The 13,650-nt window shown below is 67.2% G+C and carries 11 protein-coding genes and 4 pseudogenes; 14 read left to right on the forward strand and 1 reads right to left on the reverse strand.

Going from position 1 to position 13,650, the window contains the following annotated elements; all coding sequences use genetic code 11:
• Positions 1-281: 281 nt before the first annotated feature.
• Positions 282-1,973: a single-stranded-DNA-specific exonuclease RecJ gene (gene recJ, locus C665_RS03310; protein WP_004300043.1), complete on the forward strand. Its 1,692-nt coding sequence runs from the start codon at positions 282-284 to the stop codon at positions 1,971-1,973.
• On the opposite strand, the gene C665_RS03315 is transcribed toward recJ, so the two are convergent.
• On the reverse strand, positions 1,898-2,962 hold the full coding sequence (locus C665_RS03315) for a Crp/Fnr family transcriptional regulator (RefSeq protein WP_245537131.1): 1,065 nt from the start codon (positions 2,960-2,962) through the stop codon (positions 1,898-1,900). The two genes, recJ and C665_RS03315, sit on opposite strands and share 76 nt — an antisense overlap.
• On the opposite strand from C665_RS03315, the gene C665_RS03320 reads away from it, so the two are divergent.
• The 13 genes and pseudogenes from C665_RS03320 (at position 2,961) to C665_RS21260 (ending at position 13,620) form a co-directional block, all read left to right on the forward strand.
• Positions 2,961-3,149, forward strand: a complete 189-nt coding sequence (locus C665_RS03320) for a CsbD family protein (RefSeq protein WP_040828424.1) — start codon at positions 2,961-2,963, stop codon at positions 3,147-3,149. The two genes, C665_RS03315 and C665_RS03320, sit on opposite strands and share 2 nt — an antisense overlap.
• A 39-nt stretch (positions 3,150-3,188) precedes the next feature.
• Complete coding sequence (locus C665_RS03325) at positions 3,189-3,632, forward strand: PRC-barrel domain-containing protein (protein WP_004300049.1); 444 nt, start codon at positions 3,189-3,191, stop codon at positions 3,630-3,632.
• Between the two features lie 73 nt (positions 3,633-3,705).
• Complete coding sequence (locus tag C665_RS03330; RefSeq protein WP_004300051.1) at positions 3,706-4,038, forward strand: DUF1840 domain-containing protein; 333 nt, start codon at positions 3,706-3,708, stop codon at positions 4,036-4,038.
• A 254-nt stretch (positions 4,039-4,292) separates the two neighbouring features.
• A pseudogene (locus C665_RS21360) lies at positions 4,293-4,502 on the forward strand (alpha/beta fold hydrolase); the annotation flags it as partial.
• A 17-nt stretch (positions 4,503-4,519) separates the two neighbouring features.
• Positions 4,520-4,819 (forward strand): annotated as a pseudogene (locus tag C665_RS21045) (alpha/beta fold hydrolase); the annotation flags it as partial.
• Positions 4,820-5,148: 329 nt separating this feature from the next.
• On the forward strand, positions 5,149-6,522 hold the full coding sequence (locus C665_RS03340) for a Crp/Fnr family transcriptional regulator (protein ID WP_004300053.1): 1,374 nt from the start codon (positions 5,149-5,151) through the stop codon (positions 6,520-6,522).
• A complete protein-coding gene (locus tag C665_RS03345; protein WP_004300055.1) occupies positions 6,491-9,259 on the forward strand; it encodes a chemotaxis protein CheB in 2,769 nt (922 codons plus the stop codon). The genes C665_RS03340 and C665_RS03345 overlap by 32 nt, the downstream gene beginning before the upstream one ends.
• Before the next feature lie 83 nt (positions 9,260-9,342).
• A pseudogene (locus C665_RS21250) lies at positions 9,343-9,687 on the forward strand (PAS domain S-box protein); the annotation flags it as partial.
• Positions 9,688-9,692: 5 nt separating this feature from the next.
• Positions 9,693-10,262: pseudogene (locus C665_RS21255) on the forward strand (diguanylate cyclase domain-containing protein); the annotation flags it as partial.
• Between the two features lie 90 nt (positions 10,263-10,352).
• A complete protein-coding gene (locus C665_RS20585) occupies positions 10,353-10,499 on the forward strand; it encodes a lmo0937 family membrane protein (protein WP_004300061.1) in 147 nt (48 codons plus the stop codon).
• Positions 10,500-10,595: 96 nt separating this feature from the next.
• Positions 10,596-11,831 (forward strand): DUF2254 domain-containing protein, encoded by a 1,236-nt coding sequence (locus tag C665_RS03355; RefSeq protein ID WP_004300063.1) that lies wholly within the window; start codon positions 10,596-10,598, stop codon positions 11,829-11,831.
• Between the two features lie 188 nt (positions 11,832-12,019).
• A complete protein-coding gene (locus tag C665_RS03360; protein ID WP_004300065.1) occupies positions 12,020-13,336 on the forward strand; it encodes an enoyl ACP reductase FabMG family protein in 1,317 nt (438 codons plus the stop codon).
• A gap of 155 nt (positions 13,337-13,491) precedes the next feature.
• Complete coding sequence (locus C665_RS21260; RefSeq protein ID WP_281054720.1) at positions 13,492-13,620, forward strand: hypothetical protein; 129 nt, start codon at positions 13,492-13,494, stop codon at positions 13,618-13,620.
• The last annotated feature ends 30 nt before the right edge of the window (positions 13,621-13,650 follow it).

Below are 13,650 nucleotides of genomic sequence, written 5' to 3' on the forward strand. Positions count from 1 at the left end.
ACAGTCCGGATGCGCGACACGTTCTGTAGGAGCGGCGCAAGCCGCGATTGCCGCGGCTCCGGATGCGCGGCGCCGACCGCAAGGCCGGTGATCGCGACTTGCGTCGCTCCTGCGGCAGTCCGGATGCGCGACACGTTCTGTAGGAGCGGCGCGAGCCGCGATTGCCGCGGCTCCGGATGCGCGGCGCTTTCCGTAGGAGCGGCGCGAGCCGCGATTGCCGCGCCGCCGACGCGCCGCGGCCTGTGCATGAACACCGGCCACCTACAAGCTTTCTTCGACCGATGACCCGAATCCAGCCCCGCTCCATCCCGCAGCAAGCCTTCGCCCGCCTCGCCGATGCCGGCCTGCATCCGCTGCTCGCCCGCCTCTACGCCGCGCGCGGCATCGCGCGCGCCGACGAGCTCGACACCAGCCTGAAGAACCTGCTGCCGCCCGAGGCGCTCACCGGCACGGCGGAAGCCGCGATCCTACTCGCCGACGCCATCGAGGCCGGCGCGCGCATGGTCATCGTCGCCGACTACGACTGCGACGGCGCCACCGCCTGCGCGGTGGGCGTGCGCGCGCTGCGCGCCTTCGGTGCCGACGTGCATTACCTCGTGCCGGACCGCGTCACGCTCGGCTACGGCCTCACCCCGGCCATGGTCGAGATCGCCGCGCGCCTCGAGCCCGACGTGCTGATCACCGTCGACAATGGCATCGCCAGCGTCGAGGGCATCGCCGCCGCGCGCGCCCATGGCATGGCCACGGTGATCACCGACCATCACCTGCCCGGCGACGTGCTGCCCGAAGCCGACGTGATCGTGAACCCCAACCAGCCCGGCTGCGACTTCCCGAGCAAGGCGCTGGCCGGCGTGGGCGCGATGTTCTACACGATGCTCGCGCTGCGCGCCGAACTGCGCGAGCGCGGCGCCTTCGCCGGCGCCAAGGAACCCAACCTTGCCGACCTGCTCGACCTCGTCGCGCTCGGCACCGTGGCCGACGTGGTCAAGCTCGACCGCAACAACCGCATCCTGGTCGCGCAAGGCCTCGCGCGCATGCGCGCCGGGCGCCTGCAGCCCGGCATCCGCGCGCTGTTCGGGCTCGCCGGGCGCGACCCGGCGCGCGCCAGCACGATGGACCTCGGCTTCATGATCGGCCCTCGCCTCAACGCGGCCGGGCGACTCTCCGACATGAGCCTGGGCATCGAGTGCCTGATCACCGACGACCCCGGCCGGGCGATGAACATCGCCCAAGAGCTCGACAAGCTCAACCGCGAACGCCGCAGCATCGAGGCCGGCATGCAGGAAGAAGCGCTCGCCCGCCTGGCGGGTTTCGACGCCGGCAACCGCGCCACCGTGGCGCTCTTCGAACCCGACTGGCACCAAGGTGTGATCGGCATCGTCGCCGGCCGCATCAAGGAGCGGCTGCACCGCCCCACCATCGCCTTCGCGCGCGCGAGCGACGGCGAACTCAAGGGCTCCGGGCGCTCGATCCCCGGCCTGCACCTGCGCGACGCGCTCGACCTCGTCACCAAGCGCCAGCCCGACCTCATCGTGCGCTTCGGCGGCCACGCCATGGCGGCCGGCCTGACCATCCGCGAATCGGAACTCGCACGCTTCGACGCGGCCTTCGAGGAGGTCGTCGGCGAACTGCTCGAGCCCGCCCAGCTCGAGCGCCGCATCGATACCGACGGCAGCCTCGAATCCGGCTACTTCGCGCTCGACGCCGCGCGCATGCTCGACAACGAGATCTGGGGCCAGGGCTTTCCGGCGCCGCTGTTCGACGACGTCTTCCGCGTCGAGCGCCAGCGCCTGTTGAAGGACAAGCACCTCAAGCTCGATCTGTGCCGCAACACCGCGCGCTACGAGGCGATCCAGTTCAACCACGCCGGTGGCGCCCCGGAGCAGATCCACGCGGCCTACCGCCTGGGGATCAACGAGTTCCGCGGTGTGTCGAGCGTGCAGTTGATGCTGGAGCACTTCGAGGCGGCCTGAGCCTCGAACAGGCGATCGCACTCCGTTCGCACCGCGCGGTAACACTCGCAGGTGCGCGCCTCGAGGCCGGCGCGATCATTCACCGTGATGTGGCCGCGTCGATAGCGGATCAGGCCTTCGGCCTGCAGCTTGCCCGCCGCCTCGGTGACCGCCTCGCGGCGCACGCCGAGCATGTGCGCGATCACCTCCTGGGTGACATCGAGCTGATTGCCCGGCAGCAGATCCAGGCTGGACAACAGCCAGCGACACAATTGGCGGTCAACCAGGTGGTGGCGATTGCAGACGATGCTGTGCGCCATCTGCGTCATCAGCGCCTGGGCATAGCACAGCGACAGACGCTGCAGCGTGCCGCCCCGGTCGCGTTCGCGGGCAATCACCTCGGCGGGCAGGCGCCAGGCCTCGCCCCCGCTCTGCACCGTCATCGCAAAGCGCGTGCTCACGCCCCCGAGCACCAGCGGGATGCCGACCAGGCCGTCCTTGCCGGTCATCGCCAACTCGGCCGACGCGCCGCTGTCGTTGGCGAGGATCAGCGCCACGATGGCGGTGGTGGGAAAGTACGCGAACTCGAAGGGCGCACCGGGCGCGTGGAGAAGCACGCCCGGCACCAGGGTGACACGCTCGAGCTCCCCCACCAGCCGCGCGTAGTCGCGCGCTGGAAGCGCCGCCAGAATCTGGTTCTGGCGTGGATCGTGTGCCAGTAGCCGCACCATGTCACTCCTCTGCTGCTGATACCGCCGATCGGTGTGCGCTGTGGAAAAAGACCCGCAGCGCGACGCGTGTCCAGTTGAACTTGTATTCCTCATGTCGGCATGCATCTGTTCGACGGCGCACGCACGGGACGAGGGCGAGCCCGGAAATTTCGACCGCGGCTTATGTGCCCTGACGTACAGACCGCGCTCATGGATACGCACATCCTGCATGAACCCGCTGCCCGGCACCGTCCCCGCAGCGGCGCCGAAAGGCCAACCCAGCAGCAAGGAGACGCGCATGAACAAGGATCAAGTCAAGGGCCGGATCAAGGAAGCGACCAGCAAGGTGAAGGAAGTCACCGGCAAGGTGGTCGGCAACGAAAGCCTGGAAGCGGAAGGCAAGGTCGACCAGGTGGTCGGCGAGGTCCAGGCCGACTATGGTGACCTGAAGGAAGACATCAAGGACGCCGTCAAGAAGCCCGCCTGACGCCACGCTGTTTGACCCCATGCACTGCCAGGGGCTGAGATGAATGACGAAGAACGCGACAATTACGGGATGTACAAAGCCATCGCCCCGACCACACTGGGGCCCGACATGGAAACCGGACCGGGTCCGCACCTGATGGGCGCAGATACCTTGATCGGCAATGAGGTGGTGAACCACGACGACGAAAACGTCGGCGAAATCAAGGAGATCATGCTGGAAGTGCACAACGGCCGCATCGCTTACGCCGTGCTGTCCTTCGGCGGTTTCCTGGGAATGGGCGAGAAGCTCTTCGCCGTACCATGGAGCGCCTTGAAGCTCGACACCGAGAACAAGCGTTTCGTGCTCAACGTCGCCAAGGATCGCCTCAGCGAGGCGCCCGGCTTCGACAAGGGCAAGTGGCCGAACATGGCCGACCCCGCGTGGTCAAGCACCATCCATTCGTACTACGGCACCCAGCAGCACAGGGATGAGCTGACCCACTGAGTGCCCATCGAGAACCACGCGCCCCCCGTCTGCACCCAGCGGCGGAGGGTGCCCTGTCATGAGGCAAACGGTCATGTTGATCAAGTTCAAGTCCGCAGCAAGCAATGATGTGCTGATGTTCGAGACGGCCGCGAAGGATTTCCTGCGCTGCATCGGCAAGGCCCCGGACGAGGCCACCGGGATCATCACGGTGGACCAGCTTCCAGCCGCCATCGACAGCGTTCGGGCGGCCATTGCTGCCGACAAGACCCAGCCGCTCGCAGCGGCCGACAACGCCGGCAAGGAGGTGGCCAGCGGGGACGACGAGCTCGACGAGCGCGTCGAATTCGGTCAGCGTGCGGTGCCGATGCTCGAGCTCATGGAGCGCGCGCTGGCAGAAGGCGCGCCCGTCGTCTGGGGGGTTTAGCCGGCGCGGCAGCGCGTGCATTCCGCGTCTCGCGTTCCGCATTTCGCCTTTCGCACTCACCGTCGGAGGAGAACCACCATCAAGAATCCCAACCGGTCCTTTTGCCCGGACTACTCAACGACGCGAGCCTGTTCGAGCAACAGGCCGACGCGCTTGCAGACGTTGCCGGCATCACCATCGCAGACCTCACCGGCGCTGACACGATCGGCCAGCTTGCCGCCGACACCCTCGCCTCTGCACCCGATGGACAGTTCGTGCTCGTCGGCCTGTCGATGGGCGGCTACGTCGCGCTGGAGATCATGCGTCAGGCACCCGAACGCGTCCGCGCGCTGGTCCTCGTGAGCACGAGCGCGCACCCCGAGACGCGCGAAGCCACCGCCGCGCGCAAGAAGCTCGTCGATCTCGCCGAAACGAAGTTCCAGACCGTCATCGAAACCCTGCTGACGCGCATGGCGCACCCCGACCACGCACGCCCGAGGTCGGCGGCATGTTCCAGTCATCCGCAAACGGACTGGGAAAAGAGGTTTTCGTGCGCCAGGAACGCGCCATCATCGGCCGCAGCGACAGCCGCCCCGGCCTCGCCCGCATCAAGTGCCCGACCCTGGTGATCTGCGGCCGCGAGGATGTGATCACGCCACCCGCTGTGCACGAAGAACTGGTCGCGGCAATACCCGGGGCGAAACTGGAGGTCATCGAGAACTGCGGCCACCTTTCGCCACTCGAGCAGCCCGGGCAGGTCACCGAGATCCTGCGCGACTGGCTGCGCACACTGCCGGGTTGAACGACGGCAGCGGCACCCGCCAACAGGTCATGAGGAGCGCGCTTCCCGAGGCCTGCCGACTTCCCTGCCAGTTCATTCAGCGCGGAGGTGTTGACCAGCCGTATCGCCAGCTCGAACCGGACGCGCGGCGACCCGCGTTTCCGTGTTGGTCGAGATTCGCGTGCTACCTTCGACACCCTTTGCGCCGGCCTGCCCCACGAGCGGCTTGCCGAAGCATCCTTCCTTTTTCGTGAACTATTATTCCACTCAGGCTGCATGCATCTGTTCGGCAGTGCACCCCGGCCACCGCCCCGCGCAAGCCAGCACACGGCAACTGAAAGGAGACCCCGATGACCGAGCCCCCGGTGCCCGCCGCTGGCGAGAACCGCATCCTCGCCGCCCTTCCGGTCAACGAGCGCGCGCGACTGATGGACGACCTCGAACAGGTCACCCTGCCGCTCGGCCATGTGCTCTACGAGCCGGGCGACGTGCTCGGCTTCGTTTACTTCCCCACCTCCTGCATCGTGTCGCTGGTGTTCACCACCGAGAACGGCGCCACCGCCGAGCTGGCCATGACCGGCAAGGATGGCCTGGTCGGCATTCCGCTCGTTCTCGGCGGCCGGACCTCTACGCACAAGGCGGTAGTCCAGTGCGCAGGCACGGCGTGGCGGCTGCGCGCCGAGGTGATGACCTGGGAACTCGAGCAGCACGGCCACCTGCTGCGCCTGGCGCTGTGCTACACGCAGGCGCTGATGACGCAGATGGCGCAGAGCGTGGTGTGCAACCGCCATCACGCGGTGGATCAGCAGTTGTGCCGCTGGCTGCTGCTGAGCCTGGACCAGTTGCCCGACAATCAGTTGAACATGACCCAGGAGCTGATCGCCAACATGCTCGGTGTGCGCCGCGAGGCGGTCACCGATGCGGCAGGCAAGCTGCAGGCCGCCCGGCTCATCCGTTACCGCCGCGGGCAGATCACGGTCACCGACCGCCCCGGCCTCGAAGCCCGCGTGTGCGAGTGCTACAGCGTCGTTCGCGCAGAGTACGAGCGCCTGTTCCTCCTCCCGCAGATGATCCTGCCCAGCGACCGCGCGCGCCCCAATCCGGCCAGCCTGCGCAAGCGGGCCGAAGCGCGGCTGGAGAAGGAGAGAGCCGAGCGGGCCGCAGCATCGAAGGCAGAATCGAACGCGGACGCCGCATGGCAGCAAGCACGGATGGTGCACGAACTCGAAGTTCACCAGATCGAGCTCGAGATGAGCAACGAGGCCCTGCGCCAGGCCTATGACGAGGCCGATGCGCTGCACCGCAAGTACGCGGATATCTACGACTTCGCACCCATCTCCTATTTCACGCTCGATGCCCAGGGCGTGATCGTCCAGTTCAACCTGGCCGGGGCAATCCTGCTCGACATCCAGCGCTCGCAAACGCGGCCTCACCGCTTCGCCGCGTTCGTCAAGCCCGAGTTCCTGCCCGTGTTCAATGACTTTCTCGACGAGAAGCTGCGCGGCAGGTGCAGGCGAAGCTGCGAGCTCGTGCTGCTCGTCACCGCCCACCACGCGGAGCGTCCGGTCCGCATCCAGGCCGTTGCCGATGAGAGCGGTCACGAGATCCAGATGGCGGTGCTCGACATCATCCCGAGCGGGCCAACGGCGGAGCATGACCGCCGCCACACGGATCCCGAACACCAGGTAGTCAATGACCACACAGCCCAAGCGTCCGCGCAGTAGTCCGCGCACCAAGTCACCGCCCGCCCCCGCCGCCACGACGGGTGCCGAGCCACGCGACGACGCGCCCGCAACGCCCTTCCCGATCGTCGGCATCGGCGCATCGGCAGGCGGGCTCGAGGCGCTGGAGCAGTTCCTGGGCAAGGTGCCGCCCTCCTCGGGCCTCGCCTATGTGGTCGTCCAGCATCTCGATCCGACCCACAAGGGCATGATCGTGGAGCTGCTCCAGCGCGCCACCGCCATCCCGGTCACCCAGGTCGAGGACGGCGTCAAGGTCGCGCCCGACCATGTCTATGTGATCCCGCCCAACCGCGACCTGTCGATCCTGCACGGCGCGCTCTACCTGCTCGAGCCGGCCGCTCCGCGTGGCCTGCGCCTGCCGATCGACTTCTTCTTCCGCTCGCTCGCCGACGATCAGCAGGCGCTGGGCATCGGCGTGATCCTTTCGGGCATGGGCTCGGACGGCATGCTGGGCCTGCGCGCCATCAAGGAGAAGGCGGGCGCGGTGTTCGTCCAGGCCCCCGCCTCGGCCAAGTTCGACGGCATGCCACGCAGCGCGGTCGATGACGGCCAGGCCGACGTGGTGGCCAGCGCCGCGGAGCTGCCGGGCCGCATCCTCAGCTACCTACAACACCTGCCGACACTTGACGCGCCGCCCACCCCCCAGACGACGGACACCAACCAGAGCGGACTGGAGAAGGTGCTGGTGCTCCTGCGCGCGCGCACCGGGCATGATTTCTCGCTCTACAAAAAGAGCACGCTGTATCGCCGCATCGAGCGCCGCATGGGGCTGCACCAGCTCGCCCACATCGGCGACTACGTGCGCTACCTGCGCGACAACCCGCAGGAGGCCGACCTCCTGTTCAAGGAGCTGCTGATCGGCGTCACCCGCTTCTTCCGCGACCCCGAGGTCTGGAAGCAGTTGCGCACCGAGATCCTGCCCGCGCTGCTGGCCGCCCACCCCGAGGGCGCCGTCCTGCGGGCATGGACGGCCGGCTGCTCCACCGGCGAGGAGGCCTACTCGCTCGCCATCGTCTTCCGCGAGCTGCTGCAGGCGCTCGCGCCCGCGGCGCGCTTCAGCCTGCAGATCTTCGCCACCGACCTCGACCATGACGCCATCGACAGGGCGCGCACCGGCATCTATCCCGCCAACATCGCCGCCGATGTCGGCGAGGAACGCCTGAAGCGGTATTTCGTGCAGGACGATCACGGCTATCGGGTGAGCAACGAGATCCGCGAGATGGTCATCTTCGCGCCGCAGAACCTGGTGATGGACCCACCCTTCACCCGCCTCGACCTGCTGAGCTGCCGCAATCTGCTGATCTACCTCGAGGCCGAACTGCAGAAGAAGCTGCTGCCGCTGTTCCACTACAGCCTCAACCCCGGCGGCGTCCTGATCCTGGGGAGCGCCGAGACCATCGGCGACGCGACCGACCTGTTCGCACCCCTGCCCGGGCGCACCCGGCTCTACCTGCGCCGGGACCACGACGCGCGCAGCGAGCTGATGGGTTTTTCGACGGCCTTCGCGCGCCAGCGCGCAGCCGCCGCAGTGTTGCCGACGTCGACCACGGCCACCGAGCCCGCGTCGCTGTCTGCCCCAAACCTGCAGGCCCTCACCGAGGCCGAGCTCCTGTTGCACCACTGCCCGGCTGCGGTCCTCACCAGCGCCAAGGGCGACATCGTCTACATCAGCGGCAGGACCGGAAAGTACCTCGAGCCGGCCGCCGGCAAGGCCAACCTGAACATCTTCGCCATGGCACGCGATGGTCTGGGCAGCGCCGTGCATTCGGCCTTTGCCAAGGCCCTGCGCCAGCAAACGCAGGTGACCCTGAACGCCCTGCGGGTCGGGACCAACGGCGGAACACAGTACGTCGACGTCAGCGTGCAGGCGCTCACCACTGCGGATGCCACACGCGCCATGGTGCTGGTCGTGTTCCGCGACGTCGCCCCGCCCGTCACGACGCTCCAGGAGGTCGCGCCCGACCCCATCGGCGTCCATCGCGCCCGCCTGAGCGCGGCCGAAAAGGAGCTGGCGCAGTGCCGCGACGAGCTGCACATCACCCGCGAGGAGATGCAAAGCTCGCAGGAGGAGCTCAGGGCGGCGAACGAGGAGTTGCAGTCCACCAACGAGGAACTGCAGAGCACGAACGAAGAGCTGACCACCTCCAAGGAAGAGATGCAGTCGATGAACGAGGAGCTGCAGACGGTCAACCACGAGCTCCAGGCCAAGGTGGACGAGCTGTCGCAGGCCAGCGACGACATGAAGAACCTGCTCAACAGCACCGACATCGCCACCCTGTTCCTCGACGAGGACCTCAGGGTGCGCCGCTTCACGGACCAGACCACGAGCATCATCAAGCTGATCCCGAGCGACGCCGGCCGCCCCGTCACCGACCTCGTCACCGAGCTGGAATACCCGCAACTGGCCGATGATGTGCGTGAGGTGCTGCGCTCGCTGATCTTTCGCGAATGCCACGTACCGGCACGCGACGGGCGCTGGTTCACCGTGCGCATCATGCCCTACCGCACCCAGGACAACCGCATCGACGGCGTGGTGATCACCTTCGTCGACGTAAGCGCGGCCCACGCCCAGGAAGAGACCTTGCGCGAGGCGCTGGCAGCGCTGCAGGGCCGCTTCGCGGAGCAGACCGAGGCGCTGGACCGCGCGAAGGCGCTGGAAGAGGTGCTGACGAAGGCCCAGCGCATCCTGGAAAAGCGTCTCGGAGACCTGAGCACATGATCACGCCGGGCCCGTCCCCCCCGGACACCGAGCGCACGCGACGCCTGCTGCACGAACTCGAGGTTCATCAGATCGAACTCGAAATGCAGAACGAGGAGCTGCGCAAGTCACGCGCGCTGGTCGAGGCCGCGCTCGCGCGCTACACCGAACTCTATGACTTCTCCCCGCTGGCCTACTTCAGCCTCGATCGCAAGGGGACGATCCTCCAGACCAATCTGGCCGGCGCCAGGCTGCTGGGTGTCGAGCGTGCGCGCCTCACCCGGGGGCAATTGGGGGCCTTCATCGCCCCCCACGACCTGCCCGGCCTGAATGCTTTTCTGGGCCAGGTGTTGGACGCTCGGCCGGCGCCCGCCCGTGAGTTACGCCTGGCCGGCAACCATGAACCTCCACGCATCGTGAGCATCGAGGCCACCCTGGCCCACGACGGGCTCGGCTGCAACGCGGTCGTCACCGACATCACCACGCTCAAGGCGCAACAGCAGCAGCTCGAGCGCATCGCGCATTACGACCTGCTCACCAACCTGCCCAACCGCGTGCTGCTGGCCGACCGACTGCAGCACGCCATGCTGCAATGTCAGCGCCGCGGGCGCTCGCTCGCAGTGGCCTATCTCGACCTCGATGGCTTCAAGGAGGTCAATGACCGCCATGGGCACAAGGTCGGCGACGACCTGCTGGTGATCCTCGCGCAACGCATGAAGGCGGCCCTACGCGGGGGCGACACCTGGCCCGCATCGGCGGCGACGAGTTCGTCGCCGTGCTGGTCGACCTCGAACACCTGCGGGACTCCACGCCGATGCTCGTCCGCCTGCTGGCATCCGCTTCGGCACCGGTTTCGCTGGCCGGCACCACGCTCCAGGTGTCCGCCAGCATCGGCGTGACGCTCTACCCGGAGGACGCCACGGATGCCGACCATCTGCTGCGTCATGCCGACCAGGCGATGTACCGGGCCAAGCAGGCCGGCCGCAATCGCTATTGCTTGTTCGACGTGCAACGGAGCGCCTGACGCCCTCCGCGCCTTATGTGCGCCAGGAGACCGACGCCCGCCACCCAAGCGTCGATAGTGAGTCCTGCACACATGAGAACGGAGGATTCCATGCTCTACACCATCGCCGTCATATTGCTCATCCTGTGGCTGCTCGGATTGGTCACCTCGACCACCATCGGCGGCTTCATCCACGTCCTGCTGGTGATCGCGATCGTCGTCGTCCTGCTTCAGGTCATCAACGGACGCCGCCTCTGACCCGCAAGGCTCAGGCCAAAGCCGCGAAAGATACGCGCCAGGCGCCATAATTCCGGTCTTTCAGGTGACCCCTGAACTGCACCGGAGGCGTCGAGCATGCCCAATCTGCGCTGGTTGATCACCGAACTCGCCCGCCGCCTGTGGGTGCGGGCGAGTATCTTTGCCGTGGCCGGCATCTTTACCGCCATCATCGGCATTGCCCTCGCACCCCTGATTCCCGCCGACTGGTCGGGCAGGATCGGCGCCGACTCGGTCGGCAACGTACTCGACATCCTGGCCTCGAGCATGCTGGCGGTAACGACGTTCTCGCTGGCGACCATGGTGTCGGCCTATGCCAGCGCGTCGAGTGCGACCACCCCGCGAGTGGCCGAGTTGCTGATCCAGGACAGCAGCGCGCAGAATGCCCTCGCGACCTTCGTCGGCAGCTTTCTGTTCAGCCTGGTGGGTATCATCGCGCTCAATGCCGGCGTGTATGGCGACAGCGGGCGCGTGGTGCTTTTCGTCGGCACGATCGGCGTCATCGCCGTCATCGTCATCACCTTGCTGCGCTGGATCGACCTGCTCGCGCGCTTCGGCCGGGTGGGCGACGCCATCGACCGCGTCGAAGCCGCGGCCATCCATGCCATGCGCGCACGCTGGAAGCACCCCTGCATCGGCGCGCGCATGCGGGCCGGGCCGGCGCCGACGGTCGCTGCGGTCAGCAGCGCGAAGATCGGCTACGTTCAGCACATCGACGTCGAAGCGCTGGAGCGGGTGGCGGCTTTGGGCGGCGGCGAGATCCACGTCGAGGCCCTGCCGGGCGCCTTCGTCGATACGGCAAGACCGATCGCATGGCTCGACTTCGCCCCGGATGACGATGCCGTGCAGGCGGTGCGCACCGCCTTCAATGTCGGCGCCCGGCGCTCGTTCGACCAGGACCCGCGCTTCGGTCTCATCGTGCTGTCGGAGATTGCGGCGAAGGCGCTCTCCCCCGCCATCAACGACCCCGGCACCGCGATCGCAACGATGGCCGCACTGGTGCGCGTGCTCGCGATCCTGGTCGAGCCCCGTCACGAGGACTGCGAGATCTTCTACCCCCACGTATTCATTCCGGTGCTGGCGGTCGACGATCTGTTCAACGACGCCTTCTCGCCGGTTTCCGAATCCGGCGCCGGCACGCTCGCGGTCGGCATCCGGCTGCAGAAGACCCTGCACGCCCTGGCCGCGCTCGATCACCCCGAGTTTCGCAACGCAGCACGCCATCAGTCGGCGCTTGCCGTGGCACGCGCCCGTCACGCGATCCCCCTCGCCGCCGATGTCGCGAGGCTGGAGCAGGTGTCGGCGACGATCTGAGCTCCGCTGCCGCGGCGCGGGTCGATCGCAACGCCGACGGACGCCCCGGGCCGCCGGGAACCATGCGCCCACCCTTCCGTCGCAGGCGTGCGGCGGGTGCGCATGTGCACGAGAAGCGTGGGGCGGGCGTGCCGAACTGGGTAGGATCGCGGGAATATTTTCCAACCTTCCCGTGCCCCCAATTCGACATGAACAATCGGATTGCCCTCAGCCAGCTCCCACAAACCACCCTCTTCCGCAAAGGCGACGTGTTCGTGCTCTTCGGCGAACTGTTCGGCCGCGGTTACGCCAGCGGCCTTGTCAATGAAGCACGCCAGGCGGGCTTGGAGATCGTCGGCATCACCGTCGGGCGGCGCGACGAGAACAACGCGCTGCGCCCGCTCAACGACGAAGAGCTGGCCACGGCCGAGGCCGGGCTGGGCGGCAGAATCATCAACGTCCCCCTGATGGCCGGTTTCGACCTCGATGCGCCGGCGGGCGAACCCACGCCGACCGATCTGCTCAACAAGATAACGCTGAAGACCTGGGAGCAGGACACGCTCGACTGGGCCCATATCGACAAGTGCCGCGCGCTCGGCACCCGGCGTTTCCGCGCTGCGGTGGCGGAAGCCATGGCCGTGCTCGACGGCATGATCGGTGAGGACCGCAACGTGCTCTTCGCCCACACCATGGCCGGCGGCATCCCCAAGGCCAAGGTCTTCATGGTGATCGCCAATCGCATCTACAAGGGGTCGGGCGACCGCTTCATGTCGTCCCGGACCCTGCTCGACAGCGACTTGGGCAAGCTGATCCTGCAGAACTTCGATGAAGTCTCGGCCAACACCTTCCAGCATCTGATCGAAGGCAGCGCGGCGATCCGTGCTCGCGTCGAAACCTCCGGCGGCCAGGTCCGCTTCACCGCCTACGGCTATCACGGCACCGGAATCCTCATCGACGACCGCTACCAGTGGCAGACCTACACCAACTACACCCAGGGTTACGCCAAGATGCGCCTCGAGCGCATTGCCGAGGCAGCGTGGGCGCAAGGCATCAAGGCCACGGTCTATAACTGCCCCGAGATCCGCACCAACTCGACCGACGTCTTTGCCGGCGTGGAGCTGCCGCTGATCTCGCTCCTGTACACGTTGAAGAAGGAAGGCGGCGGCGCATGGGCCGAGTCGCAGTGGCAGGCCTGCCGCGAGCGCCTGGCAGAGGGCTTCAGCCTGGAGGACGTGCTGCACAAGATCGACGCCTTCCAGGGCAGCGAGGTCATGCGGGCGTTCCGCGACTTTGCGGCTTGGCCGATGCCCAACAGCCCCGCCCAGGCCGAGCTGCAGATACGTACCTCGGACGAAATCGTGCAGATGCACAAGGACCGCAAGGCCCTGATCACCGATCTCCTCAGCGGTCTCGTCCTCGAGGCTAGCGGCGCCCTGATCTTCCGCGAATCGTCGGCGCCCTCGGGCCCGGTGCTGTGGCTCAACCACGACATCGTTGCCCGGCAACTGAACCAGCTCCACGCCTGAGCGCGCTCGAAGGGGACGTCGGGCGCGTTGGGGCGCGGCACGCAGCGGTGCGCCGCGCCCGTGAAGCTATCTTTTGCCGACGCCGGTTTTCCGCGCTCCATAGGCCTATAGTGGGGAGGGGCCGACATTCGCCGGTCCGCGTCAGGAGCACGACCATGAACAAGATCCGAAAGAGCAACAAGGAAACCAAGAAACAGCCGGCCCTCGACCCGAAGGAAAAGAAAGCCGCCAAGCAGGCCAAGAAGCACGCCAACGACGCCGCTCCGCTGATCACCCCGCGTTGAACCGGGCGCACGCCACCTGCGTGCCCAACC

The organism is Thauera aminoaromatica S2 (assembly GCF_000310185.1).
In the GTDB taxonomy this organism is placed as follows: domain Bacteria; phylum Pseudomonadota; class Gammaproteobacteria; order Burkholderiales; family Rhodocyclaceae; genus Thauera; species Thauera aminoaromatica.

Bases quoted from the DNA above. Each gene is read 5' to 3' on its own strand.
- recJ (WP_004300043.1), top strand. From the start codon at position 282: ATGACCCGAATCCAGCCCCGCTCCATCCCGCAGCAAGCCTTCGCCCGC.
- C665_RS03320 (WP_040828424.1), top strand. From the start codon at position 2,961: ATGAACAAGGATCAAGTCAAGGGCCGGATCAAGGAAGCGACCAGCAAG.
- C665_RS03315 (WP_245537131.1), bottom strand. From the start codon at position 2,962: ATGCGCGTCTCCTTGCTGCTGGGTTGGCCTTTCGGCGCCGCTGCGGGG.
- C665_RS03325 (WP_004300049.1), top strand. From the start codon at position 3,189: ATGAATGACGAAGAACGCGACAATTACGGGATGTACAAAGCCATCGCC.
- C665_RS03330 (WP_004300051.1), top strand. From the start codon at position 3,706: ATGTTGATCAAGTTCAAGTCCGCAGCAAGCAATGATGTGCTGATGTTC.
- C665_RS03340 (WP_004300053.1), top strand. From the start codon at position 5,149: ATGACCGAGCCCCCGGTGCCCGCCGCTGGCGAGAACCGCATCCTCGCC.
- C665_RS03345 (WP_004300055.1), top strand. From the start codon at position 6,491: ATGACCACACAGCCCAAGCGTCCGCGCAGTAGTCCGCGCACCAAGTCA.
- C665_RS20585 (WP_004300061.1), top strand. From the start codon at position 10,353: ATGCTCTACACCATCGCCGTCATATTGCTCATCCTGTGGCTGCTCGGA.
- C665_RS03355 (WP_004300063.1), top strand. From the start codon at position 10,596: ATGCCCAATCTGCGCTGGTTGATCACCGAACTCGCCCGCCGCCTGTGG.
- C665_RS03360 (WP_004300065.1), top strand. From the start codon at position 12,020: ATGAACAATCGGATTGCCCTCAGCCAGCTCCCACAAACCACCCTCTTC.
- C665_RS21260 (WP_281054720.1), top strand. From the start codon at position 13,492: ATGAACAAGATCCGAAAGAGCAACAAGGAAACCAAGAAACAGCCGGCC.